Source organism: Streptococcus suis, assembly GCF_046032115.1.
Lineage (GTDB): Bacteria > Bacillota > Bacilli > Lactobacillales > Streptococcaceae > Streptococcus > Streptococcus suis_AJ.
The window spans coordinates 1-16,089 of record NZ_JARQOZ010000041.1; the positions used below are offsets into that span (position 1 = coordinate 1).

At 37.0% G+C, this 16,089-nt stretch carries 13 protein-coding genes, 3 tRNA genes and 1 other annotated feature; of the genes, 6 read left to right on the forward strand and 10 right to left on the reverse strand.

Annotation, left to right across the window (positions count from 1 at the left end; all coding sequences use genetic code 11):
• Positions 1-74 precede the first annotated feature (74 nt).
• The 6 genes from P7J36_RS10065 to P7J36_RS10090 all read right to left on the reverse strand — a co-directional run bounded on the left by P7J36_RS10065 (position 75) and on the right by P7J36_RS10090 (position 5,934).
• On the reverse strand, positions 75-602 hold the full coding sequence (locus P7J36_RS10065; RefSeq protein ID WP_408562449.1) for a diacylglycerol/lipid kinase family protein: 528 nt from the start codon (positions 600-602) through the stop codon (positions 75-77).
• Positions 497-955 carry a diacylglycerol/lipid kinase family protein gene (locus P7J36_RS10070; RefSeq protein WP_408552022.1) on the reverse strand — a complete coding sequence of 153 codons (459 nt, stop codon included), beginning with the start codon at positions 953-955 and terminating at the stop codon, positions 497-499. Before P7J36_RS10070 ends, P7J36_RS10065 begins: the two co-directional genes overlap by 106 nt.
• Positions 956-1,046: 91 nt before the next feature.
• Complete coding sequence (dnaN, locus tag P7J36_RS10075) at positions 1,047-2,183, reverse strand: DNA polymerase III subunit beta (protein WP_004194538.1); 1,137 nt, start codon at positions 2,181-2,183, stop codon at positions 1,047-1,049.
• A gap of 153 nt (positions 2,184-2,336) precedes the next feature.
• Positions 2,337-3,710 (reverse strand): chromosomal replication initiator protein DnaA, encoded by a 1,374-nt coding sequence (dnaA, locus tag P7J36_RS10080; protein ID WP_105118940.1) that lies wholly within the window; start codon positions 3,708-3,710, stop codon positions 2,337-2,339.
• Positions 3,711-3,912: 202 nt separating this feature from the next.
• Positions 3,913-4,677: a ParB/RepB/Spo0J family partition protein gene (locus P7J36_RS10085; protein WP_029171248.1), complete on the reverse strand. Its 765-nt coding sequence runs from the start codon at positions 4,675-4,677 to the stop codon at positions 3,913-3,915.
• A 60-nt stretch (positions 4,678-4,737) separates the two neighbouring features.
• Positions 4,738-5,934: a S1C family serine protease gene (locus P7J36_RS10090; RefSeq protein WP_408552021.1), complete on the reverse strand. Its 1,197-nt coding sequence runs from the start codon at positions 5,932-5,934 to the stop codon at positions 4,738-4,740.
• Positions 5,935-6,107: 173 nt separating this feature from the next.
• Here P7J36_RS10090 and rlmH point away from each other — a divergent pair, with 173 nt between their 5' ends.
• On the forward strand, positions 6,108-6,587 hold the full coding sequence (gene rlmH / locus P7J36_RS10095) for a 23S rRNA (pseudouridine(1915)-N(3))-methyltransferase RlmH (protein WP_004194528.1): 480 nt from the start codon (positions 6,108-6,110) through the stop codon (positions 6,585-6,587).
• A gap of 24 nt (positions 6,588-6,611) precedes the next feature.
• Positions 6,612-7,295, forward strand: a complete 684-nt coding sequence (locus tag P7J36_RS10100) for a YoaK family protein (RefSeq protein WP_053867304.1) — start codon at positions 6,612-6,614, stop codon at positions 7,293-7,295.
• Here P7J36_RS10100 and P7J36_RS10105 read toward each other — a convergent pair.
• Positions 7,293-7,366: transfer RNA gene (locus P7J36_RS10105), tRNA-Arg, on the reverse strand. The two genes, P7J36_RS10100 and P7J36_RS10105, sit on opposite strands and share 3 nt — an antisense overlap.
• Positions 7,367-7,478: 112 nt before the next feature.
• Here P7J36_RS10105 and P7J36_RS10110 point away from each other — a divergent pair.
• Together P7J36_RS10110 and P7J36_RS10115 are read left to right on the forward strand one after the other, a co-directional pair.
• Positions 7,479-7,550 (forward strand) — tRNA-Glu (locus P7J36_RS10110).
• A gap of 5 nt (positions 7,551-7,555) precedes the next feature.
• Positions 7,556-7,628: transfer RNA gene (locus P7J36_RS10115), tRNA-Asn, on the forward strand.
• 69 nt (positions 7,629-7,697) lie between these two features.
• Here P7J36_RS10115 and P7J36_RS10120 read toward each other — a convergent pair.
• From P7J36_RS10120 to P7J36_RS10130, 3 genes are all read right to left on the reverse strand, one after another.
• Positions 7,698-10,277, reverse strand: a complete 2,580-nt coding sequence (locus P7J36_RS10120) for a YfhO family protein (protein ID WP_408552020.1) — start codon at positions 10,275-10,277, stop codon at positions 7,698-7,700.
• 36 nt (positions 10,278-10,313) lie between these two features.
• Positions 10,314-11,936, reverse strand: coding sequence for an ABC-F family ATP-binding cassette domain-containing protein (locus tag P7J36_RS10125; protein WP_398582649.1), 1,623 nt, complete (start codon positions 11,934-11,936; stop codon positions 10,314-10,316).
• Positions 11,937-12,000: 64 nt separating this feature from the next.
• Positions 12,001-12,873 carry a YitT family protein gene (locus P7J36_RS10130; protein ID WP_024384295.1) on the reverse strand — a complete coding sequence of 291 codons (873 nt, stop codon included), beginning with the start codon at positions 12,871-12,873 and terminating at the stop codon, positions 12,001-12,003.
• A gap of 101 nt (positions 12,874-12,974) precedes the next feature.
• Positions 12,975-13,181, forward strand: a binding site (T-box leader).
• 46 nt (positions 13,182-13,227) lie between these two features.
• Here P7J36_RS10130 and trpS point away from each other — a divergent pair.
• Both trpS and guaB read left to right on the forward strand, forming a co-directional pair.
• Positions 13,228-14,253: a tryptophan--tRNA ligase gene (trpS, locus tag P7J36_RS10135; RefSeq protein WP_044768804.1), complete on the forward strand. Its 1,026-nt coding sequence runs from the start codon at positions 13,228-13,230 to the stop codon at positions 14,251-14,253.
• Between the two features lie 231 nt (positions 14,254-14,484).
• The gene (gene guaB, locus P7J36_RS10140) at positions 14,485-15,966 is read left to right on the forward strand and encodes an IMP dehydrogenase (RefSeq protein WP_408552019.1); all 1,482 of its coding nucleotides are present in this window, start codon (positions 14,485-14,487) and stop codon (positions 15,964-15,966) included.
• The last annotated feature ends 123 nt before the right edge of the window (positions 15,967-16,089 follow it).

The window sequence follows — 16,089 nt, forward strand, 5'->3', positions numbered from 1 at the left end:
TTTTTAGTGTACCCTGTTTTCTAAAAAAACAACTAGAATTTTCTCAACTTTCTATTGACTTTTTACCACTAGACTTAAAGATACATACTTCTTTCCTGATAGGTTAACGTTACCTCATTTGCAGCGCATATCTCTCCATCTATTTGCAATAATAATTTTTCTTTTGATTTTAAAACTACATCTACCCCTGTTAAATGCTGAATTGTATGAGAAGATTCATGCCTCTTCGTTAATAAGGCTAACAATGATTGTAGACGTTGGTAGAAATTTCCATTTTTGAAGTAAACAATATCTACTTCCTTCTTTTTAGCACTTGCTGTTGGCCATATCATGATTCCTCCACCAAAATAAAGACTATTTGCTACAGAAATAAAAAAGAGATTATCTAACTGATAAGATTTTTCATCAAGAGTTAATTCTAAGTTTATAGCTTGTTTTGAAAATAATGTTTTAATACCAAAGAATAGATAAGTTAACTTCCCAAGTTTTACCTTGTTCAGAATTTTTTCAAAATTGAATTCGTTGAACCATTGATAACTTGAGCTGCAAAGCCAAAATCCATACTGTTTACAACCGTTCCGTATGAACTGTTTAAAACATATATCCGACTTGTTTTTCCCTCTAAAATGGCATCTACACTTCTATAGAGCGATGTTATATTCATTGCTTTTGCAAAATCATTTCCAGATCCTGTTGGATAATAAGCAAACGGTAGACTAGCTGACCAAAAACGCAAGGCTTTAGATAGGGTGCCGTCTCCGCCTAAAATCATTAATTGGTCTTCACTACTGACAAACTCCTTTAAAATAGCCTCTATTTGACTTTTTTCATCCTCAGGCCCAACTGTCATAAAAATGTTAACTGCAAGCTGTGGATAACTTTCTTTTATTTTGAATATGATGTGTTCAGCAGTATGGCTACCAGCATTAGGATTAGCTAATATATATAACGTCATTTATTCCCCATCACTAAATATATAAAAATAAGCTAGGTGCTATTTTTTAGTATAACATAAAAACGGCTAGTTTAGCCGTTCTTAATATTATTTAGTTGGTACGAACTGGTGTAACCAATTGAATAAAATCTTCCCCTTCATTATTGGGAATCAATGTAAATGGACGGACAGAAGAGATAAAGCTAATTTTCACTTGTTCACTAGTTGTGGCTTTCAATGCTTCTATCAAGTAAGTTGGGTTAAAGCTGATTACTAAGTCTTCACCTGATACTTCTACAGTATCTAATTCCTCATTCACACGTCCAACTTCTGGAGAATTTACATGAGCCGATACAACATTATTAGCAATTTCTAGTTTTACTGTACCATTTTGGGTTGCATTTGAAAGAAGACGAGCACGCTCCATCGAGTGACGAAGATTTGCAGTATCAAAAATTGCAGTTGTTTTAAACTCAGTTGGAATTAAGCGGTCGGTATCAGGGTAGGTACCTTCTAATAAGCGTGTATAGAAGCTAATATGCTCGCTTCTGAAAAGGATTTGATTATTTGAAAAGAAGACTTCTACTGTTTCAATATCATCTGTAAAAACTGCAGTAAATTCACGGAGAGAACGACTTGGAATAACAACATTAAAATCATCACCAGAGGTATCAAGGACCAATTTTCGTTGGCTCATACGGTGTGAATCTGTTGCAACAGTTTTTAGATTTTTATTTTCTGTTAAAACAAAATGAACACCTGTAAGAATAGGACGACTTTCTTGTGTAGAAGCTGCAAATGCTGTTTCATTAATTGTTTGTTTTAATACTTTGGTTTCTAACACCAATGGTTTTGAAGTTGGAACTTCCTGTAAACGAGGATACTGTTCTGCTTCTTTTCCCTTTAATGTAATTTCAGACTTACCACTTGTCAAAACGATTTGCTTTTGTTCAATTTCATTGAAGTCAAGGACCAAATCCGGCATGCTGGATACGACATTAATAAAGAAACCAGCTTCTAAGAGAATGGAACCTGGAGAACTGATCAAAAGTCCTGCATTTTCATCTTGAATAGAAATAAAATGTTCAATCGAGATTTGTCCATTTGAACCAGTTAAAGTGATTCCTTCACTAGTTACTGTAATTTTTACTGTTGAAAGAATTGGAATAGCATTTTTTGTACTGATTGCTCGTTTAGTAATACTAAGTGCTTGTAGAAATATATTTTTATTAATAGAAAATTGAATCATGGATTCTCCTTTATTTATTATCTATAAGGTTAATAGTAATAGTAGTCTCTGTGTATTCTGTGGAAAAGTGATGAAAGACCAATAAAATTGCGGAAATTAACTTGTTCACAACTTGTGGAAAAAACAGAAGTTTTTTTTAAAGTTATACACAGGTTAACGAAGTTTATTTTTTATACTGGTAATCTCTATTTCTAAATTCTCATCATCCAAGAGGAGGGTTTTTATTTTATTGTATGCATGCATAACGGTTGTATGGTCTCGATTACCAAATTCTTTCCCAATTTTTGGAAGGGAATTGTCTGTCATTTCACGTGCTAAAAACATAGCAACTTGTCGCGCGTGAACGATATGTTGAACACGCTTAGAACCCTTTAATTCTTTCAAGCTGACACCGTAGAAATTTCCCACTTCGGTTTGGATTTTCTCAATAGGAATAACCATATTTTGTGGATTTGTTTGTTTTCTTGATCGAATAGCCTCAGCAGCAACCTCGACACTTATCTCAGACAGTTGACGCATAGTGGCTATCAAATGGATATCTTTTAAGGCACCTTCAAGGTCACGTACGTTCGAATCAAATTGCCCAGCTAGATAGGATAGCGTCTCATTTGTAAAGTTGTAAGGCAGGTTCTCGCACTTGTTACGTAAAATTGCGATACGTGTTTCAAAATCAGGTGGAGTGATTTCACTGGTTAACCCCCATTTGAAACGTGTTACTAGTCTTTCTTCCAAATTGTCTAAGTGATCGGGATTACGGTCGCTTGTGAGTACAATCTGCTTATTTTTTTCATGAAGCGCATTAAAAGTATGGAAAAATTCTTCCTGTGTTGTTGCTTTATTACGGAGAGACTGAATGTCATCAATTAGAAGTAAGTCCAGATTGCGATAGGTTTTTTTGAAACTTTCCATATCATTGAGACGGAGGTGTTCTAAAAATTCATTGATGAATGTTTCCGATGAGACATATTTTATCCTTGCCTGGGGATTATCGGCTAGAACCTTATTTCCAATCGCATTTAAAATATGAGTTTTTCCAAGACCAGGACCACCAAAAATGAATAAGGGATTGTAGAGCTCACCTAGGTTATCAGATACAGCTAAAGCTGCAGCCTTTGCCCAGTGATTATTGTCTCCTTGTACAAAATTAGCAAAGGTGTACTGGGATTTTATGTCAGAATGAACCGGTTTAAAAGTTTCCTGAGGCGTAGCCGGCTCAGGTGTCTGTACCTGGTGAACCACTGAACTTCTTGCGTTTGTAATGCTCTTAATCTCCTGTTCATCCTCTGTAAATTGATATTGGATGGCAAGAGGCTCTCCGTAGATTTCAAAACTAGCGGCAATCATTAACTCTTCGAAGTTTTTTTCCCAGAAATCTTTTTTAAATGGACGATTTAAGAAAATATTGGCAACTTGCTGGTTGATTCCGAGTAATTTTGCATCAGCGACATAAAAATCATAAATAGATGGCTTAAAATTTACTTTTGCCAATTCAATAAATCGTTGCCAAAAAAGTTGTTCTTGGTTCATATTTTCCCCCTTTCACATTATATTCGTTAGAATAGTGTACCATAAAAAATAAAAGTTTTCCACAGATAATTTTAAAAATCCACACTGTTAAGAAAAGTTTTCCACAAGATGTGAATAAAAGTCAGAACCTTTGCTGGTCCTGACTTTTTGTAATGATTTTAGTGTGGAAAAGAGTGTTTATAAAAATAAATTGTAAACAAGTCTATTTAAAATTGTTGATAATTCTTTCGAATTCATCGAGGTCATTAAAGCTAATTCGAATTTCTCCGCTCCCGTTTTTCTTCTTGAGAATTTTTGTAGCTGTTCCAAGAGTTTTACTGAGTGAATCTTCCTGTTCTTTTAAAAATTGGTCGCGTTGTTTAAGCTTGGTGTGTTTTTTCTTATTTGCAGCTATTAATTTTTCAAGCGTACGCACACTTAAATCTTTTGATAAAATGAGTTGAACCCATTCGGCTTGCTTTTCTTCTGAAAATGACACCAATTGTCGCGCGTGCCCTTGTGAAATTTTTCCTTCTTCTACAGCTTGTTTAGTCTGAGATGATAGATTTAGTAGGCGCAATAAATTACTGATATATGGTCTTGATTTTCCCATGATTTGAGCAACTTCATCATGTGTTAACCCTCTACTAATCAATTTTTGATAAGAGGCTGCTTCTTCTATCGGATTTAAGTTAGAACGCTGCAGATTCTCTATGATAGCCTGATAGAGTAAATCATCATCAGTCAGTTCTTTTACCACTGCTGGTATTGTAGTCAGTCCAGCTAATTGACTGGCTCGCAACCTTCTTTCTCCAGCTAATAATTCATATCCGATAATAGAAGATTTTCTTACAATAATCGGTTGAATTAAGCCATTTTCCTTAATAGATTGAGCGAGCTCAAGTAGCTCCTTTTCATCAAAATGAATTCTTGGCTGATAGGGATTGGGATGGATTTCTGAAATATTTAGTGTACGTAATTCTTCCATATATCCTTATTCTAGCAAAAAAAATGAGACTTTACAATTGTGTAAAGTCTCATTTGTCAATTATTCGCTAAGTTCTTCTGTAGAATGTGTCAACTTAATGTCAACAGTTTGTTTCTGATTATTGCGGTAATAAGTTACAGTGATTGTATCTCCAATTTGATGTTTGTAGAGAGCGCTCTGGAGGTCACTCTTATTTTGAATAGCTTCTCCGTCAATCTCAGTAATAACATCAAAAGTTTCTAATTTTCCATCTGCAGGTAGTCCACTTTGTGTAGAGACAATTACTACACCGGATGTTAATTCCGTATTTGATAATCCAGCTTTTTCCAATTGACTAGTTGACAAGGTCGTCAAGTTAACCATATGAACTCCAAGAGCAGGTCGGCTAACTTTTCCATCTTTTTCAAGTTGATTGATAATAGCTACTGCATCATTTGCAGGAATAGCAAATCCCATCCCTTCCACAGCCACACCAGAGCTACTTACAGAACTTGAGGTGATTTTGCTAGAGGTGATACCAATAACTTGTCCTTGGATATTAATCAATGGTCCACCAGAGTTTCCTGGGTTGATAGCTGTATCGGTTTGAATAGCATTGGTTGAGATTGTTTGTCCGTCTTCTGATTGTGAAGTAACTGTCCGACTTAGGCTGGAAATAATACCTTGAGTAACTGTATTGGCGTAGACGCTACCTAGAGGACTACCAATTGCGATAGCAGTTTCTCCAACTTTAATTGTATCGGAATCAGCAAATTCAGCAACAGTGGTGACTTTATCTGCTGATATTTTTATAACAGCTATATCAGAATAGGTATCGGAACCAACGAGTTCACCGCTGATTTTTTCTCCAGATGCTAAAAGAATATCAATCTTTTCTGCGTTATTAATAACATGCGTATTTGTCACAATATAGGCATATTGACCATCTTTTTTATAGATAACCCCAGACCCCTCTCCAGCAACAGCTAGTTCGTCAGATGATTCAATATTTCCAAAGATAGCACCAAGACTATTGTTGGCTGACTTTTGGTAATTAATAACAGACACAACAGCATTTTGTACTTTCTCTACAGCTTTTGTGGTGGAAGTTTCATTATTGTATTGAACATTGCTGACACTAGTGATAGCAGAATTTGTTTGTTGAACCTGTGGTTGGAAGAAAGAGGCTGATAAGGCCCCGATAAGCCCCCCAAAAAATCCAATTACAAATAGAATCGCAAATTTCAAATATTTTTTCATATAAGGAATCCTTTCCATTTCTTTAATTTTCCTTAAGATTACTCTTGCTTTCTTAATTATAGCTTAAAGTTTTCAAAAATCAATCCACAACCTGTGGATAACTCTGTGAATTATGTGAAAAACTGTAGCCATATCCTGATTTTCTAAAAATATTTTCTGTCGTATGCTTGTGGATATGTTACAATTATTTTATGAAAATAAAATTGATTACCGTTGGAAAATTGAAAGAAAAGTACCTCAAAGAAGGTATTGCAGAATATAGTAAACGATTGGGACGATTTACTAAGTTGGATATGATTGAGCTTCCTGATGAAAAAACACCAGATAAAGCCAGTCAGGCAGAGAATGAACAAATATTAAAAAAAGAAGCCGATAGAATTATGTCTAAAATTGGAGAGCGAGATTTTGTCATTGCCTTAGCGATAGAAGGCAAACAATTTCCATCGGAAGAATTTAGTCAAAAGTTATCTGATATTGCAGTAAATGGATATTCAGATATAACTTTTATCATCGGTGGTAGTTTGGGTCTCGATTCTTGTATTAAAAAAAGAGCTAATTTGTTGATGAGTTTTGGACAGTTGACACTTCCCCATCAACTAATGAAATTAGTTCTCATCGAGCAGATTTATCGTGCATTTATGATTCAGCAGGGAAGCCCATATCATAAGTAGTTTCACGTGAAACAAGGAGTGAAAATGAATCAAAAAGATTATCGTGTTTTTGAGGGATTGAGAATTGCTTGTTCATTAACGTTTATCAGTGGTTATTTAAATGCCTTTACTTTTGTGACTCAGGGTGGTCGCTTTGCTGGTGTACAATCTGGAAATGTTATTTCCCTAGCTTATTTTTTAGCTAAAGGTGACTTTGCGCAGGTAGTTAATTTTTCCATTCCCATTTTATTTTTTGTATTCGGACAATTTTTTACCTACTTAGCAAGAAGGTATTTTGAAAAACAAACATGGTCTTGGCACTTTGGTAGTAGTGTAATGATGTTAGTTCTTATTTTACTAACTATCATTTTCTCACCTATTATGCCTGCGTCTTTTACAATTGCTAGCCTAGCCTTCGTAGCCTCTATTCAAGTAGAAACATTTAGAAGGTTACGAGGTGCTCCGTATGCCAATGTGATGATGACAGGGAATGTCAAAAATGCTGCTTACCTCTGGTTTAAAGGAGTTATTGAAAAAGATTCAGAACTTAGAAAAACAGGTAGAAACATCTTATTGACCATTATAGGGTTTATGCTAGGTGTCATTATATCTACTCACCTATCCTTCCAATTTGAAGAATATGCCCTTATTGGTCTAATTTTGCCAGTTTTATATATTAATTATGAATTATGGCAAGAAAAAAGACCTACTCGAGGTAGGTCTAAATGATTCCAGCAGGATTCGAACCTGCGACCGTTCGCTTAGAAGGCGAATGCTCTATCCAGCTGAGCTATGGAACCTTAACCATTTTATTTTACATTAAACAAAGCACTCTGTCAATACAATAAAAAATCAAAAAAATGTATTGACAAACAAAGTCACATGTATTATACTAGTTATTGTTCTAAAAATGGTCCGTTGGTCAAGGGGTTAAGACACCGCCTTTTCACGGCGGTAACACGGGTTCGAATCCCGTACGGACTATTTCTTCCGCCATAGCTCAGTTGGTAGAGCGCATGACTGTTAATCATGATGTCACAGGTTCGAGCCCTGTTGGCGGAGTAGATAAAGCATAGGAGACCTTGAGAAATCAAGGTTTTTTGTTTTTTACAAGAAAAAAACCGAGAAAGTTTAGGATTCTCGGTTCTTAGAATAATAGTATCCAATGAATTGATAGGAGAAAAATACAAAAACTGCACCCAAAGAAATCAGTAAACCTAGATAGAAACCATTTGGTACAAAGGTTAAAACTAGTTTAGTTTGACCTGGACTTACATCCACTTTCATAAAACCCTCTTGTGCTTTTTGGATTTTGATAGGTTTACCATCAATGGTTGCATTCCATCCTTTATCATAGGGTAAAGTAAGGAGGAGCGAGGCTTCTTTATCGGTTACAAAATCAACGGTTACTTTATTACCATCAGTTTTTGTTACTACTTGTTTTTCTTGGAGAATGGAAATAGCCTGTTGGAAAGCTAATAAGTCCAATCGATAAAATTGTGGTTTATCAAAAGAAACTTGATTATTTTCAGGAAAATATACATCGACTTGAACTTGTACATCTGTAGTAAAGCTCCCCACATTGAAGAAAGAGAAAGCATTATCTAGTGTAAACTCACTTGACTGATTATTGACAGTAATGACAACCTTTTTTTGATTCTCATTTGAGAATGTTAAATTTGGCAAATTTAAGTATACTTGGCTATTTGCAGGTATATTTACTAAGAAAGTTGCCTTTGTAGCATTCTCATTGTCAACTTTGTTGACAGTCATTCGATTGTTCAGTTCAACTGTATTTTGTGAAACAACATCTGATAAAGTGTGGTAGTATTTTTGAGATATCCCTGTTAGTTGATTAAGAAAATTTGTTTGATTATCGAGAGTCAGATTTGTAAAATCGACATCTCTGTAAATCCCTTCAGTCAATAGTGCTAAACCTAGATTAAAACTATTTTCGTAAAGATTAATAGTAGACTGACTCTGATTCAGTGTGAAACCAAACTTATTTGGGTCCGTAGTAGCTAAATTATATTTGATTCCGAATAGGCTATCAGCAATAATTGTATTATTCTGATAACGAAGATTCAAATTGGTACCGTCTGAACGGAAACCAAGCTTATCTAGTACTGAGCTGGAAGCACGATTTCGAATGGAGGAGAATTGAGAAATACCGTTGTAATTGAATTTCATACTATCATTGCCAGTTTGTGGTAATAGACGTTCTATACGATAAAATGAATCAGTTGCAGTCTTTGTAGACTTTACAATACTGTCAATATCTGTCAATTTTTCTTCATAGTTTGATCGGCTAGGAAAATGCCATTCATCAGAAATCCCCTGAACCTGATAATGACTATGTAATCCAAGTTCTAAGAAAGTGAAGAACAATAAAACAATATTAATCCATTTTAAGGATGATTTATAGCGAATCATTGCTACAAAAAGAATGAAGTAGGCTATTAGAAATTCTAGTGTGAGTAGGAAATTTACATCCATTAGAAACTCATAATGATCTCTAAAAATAAAGGTAGAAGCAAAGCAAATGAGTAAAAATGAAACAATCAGAGTAAAATTTTTAATACTTACTTGACGTAGTCGTACCAATGTCTCTGCTGCTAAATAGATAACGGTTATTGATAGAGCCCATGCATAACGATAGAGGAACATGTTTGGCGCATGCATACCTTGCCAAAAAAGATTGAGTGGTTGTAGGTAGAAACTTGAAATAATGAATGTAAAGAATAGAGCATAGGAGAGTTTGACAGTTGGTTTTATTTCTTTTAATGTAAAGAATAATAAAGCGAGTATTAGTGGAACGAGACCAACAGAGATCATGGGAATAGAACCGAATTTTGTTGTATCAAAGCTACCAACTAAGTTTTTTGCAAAGAAGTCCAGATACCAAGAGTCTTCGGTTTTTAGGTTGACAATTTTTGTAAATGTTTCACCGTGAGTTTTTAAATCCAAGTAGGTTGGTAACAACATAAACATGCTGCTTAGAGCAGATAAAATTGACACTATTGTAAAGTTGATAAATCTTTTGATTCTCTGACTATCTATCCATGATAATTGAACCAATGTCCATAATGTTAGAAAAATAGCCACCATATACCCGAAGTAATAGTTTTGGATAAACAAGCATGTTAATGTTATGTAGTAGAGAATCGGCCCCTGTTTTTTTAATAATCGATGCAATCCAAGAAGAATTAGTGGGAGGAGTATAAAAACGTCTAGCCAGTTGTTTATTTCTAATTGACTTGTACTAAAACTCATCAGAGAAAAACTAGTAGCGAGTAATAGTGCCCATTCTTCTTTCAAATTTTTATGGATACCCTTTAGGCTGACATAAGTTGACAATCCAGTCAATCCAAATTTGACAATAGTGACAAGATAGATAGCGTCAGGCATGGATTGTAAATCAAAGAAAAAAACAATCGGCGATAGGAATGAACCAAGATAGTAGGAGGAAAGAGCGTAGAAGTTTAGACCCAAACCACTTGTAAAGGTGTAAAAGAGAGAACCTTCTCCGTGTAAAGCATTTCGTAAAGTTTGATTAAAGATGACATATTGATGAAAGCCATCACTGGCTAGTATAGTGGTATCACTCCCCCACCAGATTCCTTGAAATGCTAAGACGATAGAAATAATGGTCAGCGGAATAAGGAAGGATAAGAGATGATAAATGGATGTTTTTGTAAATATTTTTTTCATAGATTTAAAAGAAAAGGCGAATAAATCGCCTTTTTATTATGCTTTCCAAAGTTCTTGTACTTTAGCTTGTACTTCAGCATTTTCCAAAAATTCATCGTAAGTTTCATCGATTCGGTCGATGACGCCATTTTTTGAAATAACGATGATGTGGTTAGCAAGAGTTTGGATAAATTCGTGGTCATGGCTAGCAAAGATGATAGACTCTTTGAAGGCTTTCAAACCATCGTTCAGACTGGAAATGGATTCCAAGTCCAAGTGATTGGTTGGATCATCTAAGACCAAGACATTGGACTTGAGGAGCATGAGTTTTGATAACATCACGCGCACCTTTTCGCCCCCTGATAAGACGTTGACAGGTTTGTTAACCTCATCGCCAGAGAAGAGCATACGGCCCAAGAAACCGCGCAAGAAGGTATTGTCATCTTCTTCCTTGCTGGCAAATTGACGGAGCCAATCAAGGATAGATTCGTTGGTATCAAAGTCACGAGAATTGTCTTTTGGTAAGTAAGATTGACTAGTCGTCACACCCCATTTGACAGTTCCTTCATATTCAATATCACCCATAAGAGCACGAATGAGAGCAGTTGTTTGGATGTCGTTTTGACCAATAAGAGCAGTCTTGTCACCTGGACGCAGGATAAAGCTGATGTTGTCTAAAATTGTTTCACCGTCGATGACAACTTTTAAGTTTTCAACTGTTAAGAGGTCATTACCGATTTCACGTTCTGATTTGAAGTTGATAAATGGGTACTTACGGCTAGAAGGAATAATTTCCTCCAACTCGATTTTGTCCAACATCTTCTTACGTGAAGTAGCTTGCTTAGACTTAGAGGCATTAGCAGAGAAACGGGCAACGAACTCTTGTAGTTCCTTGATTTTTTCTTCTGCTTTGGCATTACGGTCAGCTTGTAGTTTAGCTGCTAATTCACTAGATTGTTTCCAGAAGTCGTAGTTACCAACGAAAATCTTGATTTTACCGAAGTCTAGGTCGGCCATATGGGTACATACTTTGTTTAAGAAGTGGCGGTCGTGGGACACGACGATAACCGTATTTTCAAAGTCAATCAAGAAATCTTCGAGCCAGTTGATGGATTGGATGTCCAGACCGTTGGTTGGCTCGTCCAAAAGAAGAACGTCAGGCTTACCAAAGAGGGCCTTAGCCAAGAGGACCTTAACCTTCTCACCGTTGGTCAATTCGCTCATGTTTTGGTAGTGGAGGTCTTCTGAAATGTTGAGGTTTTGGAGCAATTGAGAAGCTTCACTTTCAGCTTCCCAGCCACCAAGTTCAGCAAACTCACCTTCTAATTCAGCAGCACGAACACCATCTTCATCAGAAAAATCTTCCTTCATGTAAATAGCATCTTTTTCTTTCATGATGCTGTAAAGTTGCTCGTTCCCCATGATAACAACGTCAATCACGCGCTCATCTTCATAGTCGAAATGGTTCTGACGTAGCACAGAAAGGCGTTCGTCTGGTCCAAGTGAAATATGACCTGTTGATGGCTCGATGTCACCAGCAAGAATTTTTAAAAATGTAGATTTACCGGCCCCGTTTGCACCAATCAAACCGTAGGTATTTCCTGCTGTAAATTTGATATTGACATCGTCAAATAATTTGCGGTCGCTAAAACGAAGCGACACGTCTGATACTGTAAGCATAGTTTCTCCTCTATTTCTGTCTATTAGTTTTATTGTACTAGAAAGAACTTGAATTTTCAATGAATTACATTGGAATCAAAATATCTTCATCATAATGTTTATGGTCTTTTTGAAGACTGAAGCCACGTCCACGCACCTGACTTGCAGGCATAACAACCATAAAGGCAGTTTCATCAATTTCTAATACCGCTGTCTCCAGTTTCTGCATTTCTGGAATAGAGATGGTGGTCATCAACATGCGCTTGTCAACCCCTGTAAAGCCACCGATAATTGGAAATTCTGTAACACCGCGATCAGCAACTTTAGTAATATAGTCTTTAATTTCTTCTGATTTTTGAGAAATAATCATGACATTTCGAGAAGATTGTGTACCAGACATCATGCGGTTGACAATATAAGTAATGGTCATTAGGGCAATAATCGAGTACATAACAGTATCAGTATCGAAGGCAATAAATCCAAGACCAACGATAATACCATCAATAATAGCCATTGTCAGACCTAATGATAAAGGGGTGTACTTGTGAATAAATTGAATAAGAATACCTGTCCCACCAGTAGAAGAATTTCCAAGGAAAACAAGCCCAAGTCCAAAACCTAGGATAATTCCACCGAAAATAGCAGCTAGGAGAGGATTTTCTGTCAAGTTGGGTAAACCTGCTGTCAACTTGATGCAAAGAGGATAAATGACAGCACCATAGACAGTTTTGATAAATACAGATTTTCCTAAGAAAAACCAACAGATGATTAATAAAGGGATGTTACAGTAGAGGACAAAGTCAGACGGACTCCACCCCAGAAGAGCATTGAGTGCGATTGCTAAACCTCCGACACCACCAGATACGATATTATTCTCTAGAAAAAAACTGTTAAATCCAATGGCCATGACAACTGATCCGAGTGTGACAGAGATAAAGTCCTTTATACGTTCTTTCATATATTCTCCTTGGTTAGTGTTATAAAAGCAATTTCTATTATCCCTAATTTAGACAGTATCGTCAAGGCTTTGTCAGCTTGACTTTCTAATTTTTTGCGGTTATAATAGGAATCAATCAGAAGAGTAGTAAGTGGATAATTTTTAGAGAGTTTGTGGTTGGTGGAAACAAACAAGAGTCGCTTATGAATGGACTGAGTGAATAGAATCTGAATAAATAAGGATTCGGCTAGCAGGCCTTATGTGCAAAAAGATGTAAGCTTATTTAATGCTTATAAGTGAGGTGGCACCGTGTCCTTGACGCCCTCGCACAGTTTTCTGTGCGTGGGCTTTTATTATGTAAAAGGAGAATATTTTATGAGTAAACCGATTATCCTAACAGGAGACCGTCCAACAGGCAAATTACATATTGGACATTATGTTGGTTCGTTGAAAAATCGTGTTTTATTACAGGATGCAGGTCAACATGAACTTTTTGTCTTTTTAGCAGACCAACAAGCGTTGACAGATCATGCAAAGGAACCGCAAAAGATTGTTGAATCCGTTGGAAACGTAGCACTAGATTATCTAGCGGCAGGACTTGATCCAGCTAAGACAACGATTTTCATCCAGAGTCAAATTCCTGAATTGGCAGAGTTGACCATGTACTATATGAACTTGGTATCTGTTGCACGTCTAGAACGTAATCCAACTGTAAAAACCGAGATTGCTCAGAAGGGATTTGGCGAAGGAATTCCAGCTGGTTTCTTGGTCTATCCTGTGTCTCAAGCGGCGGACATTACAGCCTTCAAGGCAAATTTTGTCCCTGTTGGAAATGACCAGAAACCGATGATTGAGCAGACTCGTGAAATCGTTCGTAGCTTTAATCATGCTTATCAGACTGATATTTTGGTGGAGCCGGAGGGCATTTATCCTGAAAATGAGGCAGCTGGTCGCTTGCCAGGTTTGGACGGCAATGCTAAGATGTCTAAGTCACTTGGAAATGGTATTTACTTGGCAGATGACATGGATACGCTCAAGAAGAAAGTCATGTCCATGTACACAGATCCAAACCATATTCGTGTAGAAGACCCAGGTCAGATTGAAGGAAATATGGTTTTCCACTATCTTGACGTTTTTGGGCGCGAAGAAGATAAGGCTGAGATTGAGGCTATGAAGGAGCACTATCAACGTGGTGGTTTGGGCGATGTGAAGACCAAACGTTATTTGCTGGACATTTTAGAGAGAGAATTAGGACCAATCCGTGAACGCCGTCTGGAGTTTGCACAGGATATGGGACAGGTCTATGCAATGTTGGAAGCAGGTAGCCAAAAAGCTCGCCAAGTTGCCGCGACAACTCTTGACCAAGTGAAATCTGCTATGGGAATTAACTATTTTAAATAAGGTTAACAATAAAAGAGCAATGTTGAAAAAATGTTGCTTTTTTCATTTAAATCACAGCGAAGTAAAAAACAAACGTTCGATTTTTATAGATAAAACTGAATAGAATTTTCTGAATTTTTAGGAAAGATGATATTAAAGCGAATAATGATTGACAAATGATTTCAAAATGTTATCATAATTAAAATACAAATAGCAATCACGCTACATATTAAATAAGAAAAGAGGAAGAACATGTCAAACTGGGACACTAAATTTTTGAAAAAAGGCTTTACTTTCGACGATGTATTACTTATTCCGGCTGAAAGTCATGTATTACCACATGATATTGATTTAAAAACGCAATTAGCACCAAATTTGACCCTTAATCTTCCGATTATTTCTGCTGCCATGGACACAGTAACAGATAGCAAAATGGCTATCGCTATGGCGCGTGCAGGTGGTTTGGGCGTCATCCATAAGAATATGTCTATCGCAGAGCAGGCAGATGAGGTGCGTAAGGTAAAACGTTCTGAAAATGGAGTCATTATCGATCCATTCTTCTTAACACCAGAACACACCATTGCTGAAGCTGAGAAATTGATGGCTACTTATCGTATTTCCGGTGTGCCAATCGTTGAAACATTAGAAAATCGTAAGTTGGTCGGTATTATCACCAACCGTGATATGCGTTTCATTTCAGATTACTCACAGCCAATTTCGACAAACATGACAAGTGATGAATTGGTGACAGCGCCAGTTGGAACAGATCTTGCGACTGCAGAGGCTATTCTTCACAAGCATCGTATTGAAAAATTGCCATTGGTTGATGAAAATGGTCGTTTGTCAGGCTTGATTACCATCAAAGATATTGAGAAAGTGATTGAGTTCCCAAATGCTGCAAAAGATGAATTTGGTCGTCTATTGGTTGCGGGTGCTGTTGGTGTCACATCTGATACTTTTGAACGTGCAGAAGCTCTCTTTGAAGCAGGTGCAGATGCCATTGTCATCGATACAGCTCATGGTCACTCAGCAGGTGTTCTTCGTAAAATCAAAGAAATCCGTGAACACTTCCCAACTCGTACCTTGATTGCCGGTAACATTGCCACAGCTGAGGGAGCTCGTGCCCTTTATGAAGCAGGCGTTGATGTTGTCAAGGTCGGTATTGGACCAGGTTCAATCTGTACAACACGTGTCATCGCAGGTGTCGGTGTACCACAAGTGACAGCTATCTATGATGCAGCTGGTGTTGCTCGTGAATATGGAAAAACGATTATCGCTGACGGTGGTATCAAGTATTCGGGAGATATTGTCAAGGCACTTGCTGCGGGTGGTCATGCCGTTATGCTTGGTTCTATGTTTGCAGGAACAGATGAAGCACCAGGTGAGACAGAAATCTTCCAAGGTCGTAAGTTCAAGACCTATCGTGGCATGGGCTCTATCGCTGCTATGAAACAAGGTTCAAAAGACCGTTACTTCCAAGCATCTGTAAATGAAGCCAACAAACTTGTTCCAGAAGGAATTGAAGGACGTGTAGCCTATAAAGGTTCTGTTGCAGATATGATTTTCCAAATGGTTGGTGGACTTCGCTCAGGTATGGGTTATGTAGGTGCTGGTAACTTGAATGAATTGCATGAAAATGCTCAGTTCATCGAAATGTCAGGTGCTGGTTTGAAAGAAAGCCATCCACACGATGTTCAAATTACAAACGAAGCTCCAAACTATTCAGTACAGTAAGTCATAACCACCCGTGAAAACGGGTGGCTTGTACACCGGCTGTAAACCGTTTCTCTCCAGCGACGTCTAAAGACGTTCGCTGAACTTCGTTCAGGTTAGTGCTATAATTACTTGACTAATGCC